2 protein-coding genes are annotated in these 613 nt (G+C 64.8%); both read right to left on the reverse strand.

From position 1 onward, the window contains the following. Window positions 1-311: ABC transporter substrate-binding protein (locus tag AACH06_RS30125; protein WP_341429529.1), on the reverse strand; the 311-nt coding region annotated here is incomplete at its 3' end. Between the two features lie 131 nt (window positions 312-442). Beyond that, on the reverse strand, window positions 443-613 hold a 171-nt coding region (locus AACH06_RS30130), incomplete at its 5' end, for an ABC transporter ATP-binding protein C-terminal domain-containing protein (protein ID WP_479723924.1).

Consider the following 613-nt stretch of genomic DNA (forward strand, 5'->3'; position numbering starts at 1 on the left):
AGGTGGCCGACCACGCCATTGACCTTGGAGTCGACCAGCTTCTGAGCGGCGGCGGTGCCTTGCTTCGGATCACCGGCGTCGTCTTCCGCCAGCAGTTCGAACTTGACCTTCTTGCCGCCAATGGTCACGCCCTTGGCGTTCAGCTCATCGATGGCCATGCGGGCGCCGTTTTCGTTGTCCTTGCCCAGGTGGGCAATCGCACCGCTGGTGGGGCCGACGTGGCCGATCTTGACGACCATGTCCTGGGCCATTGCGGTACCCGCAAAGGCGAGGCCGATCGCTGCAACACTCCAGTTCAGCTTGAACTTCATAGAGGTCTCTCTCTCCGTCATGGATGGGCGGATTCGATGGCGCCAGGCTTGTGGCCTGGCCGAGGCGCGCGGGCGCTCGCCTCTCACCGGTCCTGGATGTGGCCCGCTGGAATCTTGAATGCGGCGCGGCCTCACTCGCCGAGGTAAGCGGCGCGGACCTTGGGGTCGTTGAGCAGTTGCTGTGCGGGGCCGCTCATGGTGACTTCGCCGGACTCCATCACGTAGCCGCGGTTGGCCAGCGACAACGCGCGCGAGGCGTTCTGCTCGACCAGCAGGATGGTCGTGCCCTGCTTGTGGATGGT

This window comes from Ideonella lacteola, assembly GCF_038066555.1.
Classification (GTDB): domain Bacteria; phylum Pseudomonadota; class Gammaproteobacteria; order Burkholderiales; family Burkholderiaceae_C; genus Ideonella; species Ideonella lacteola.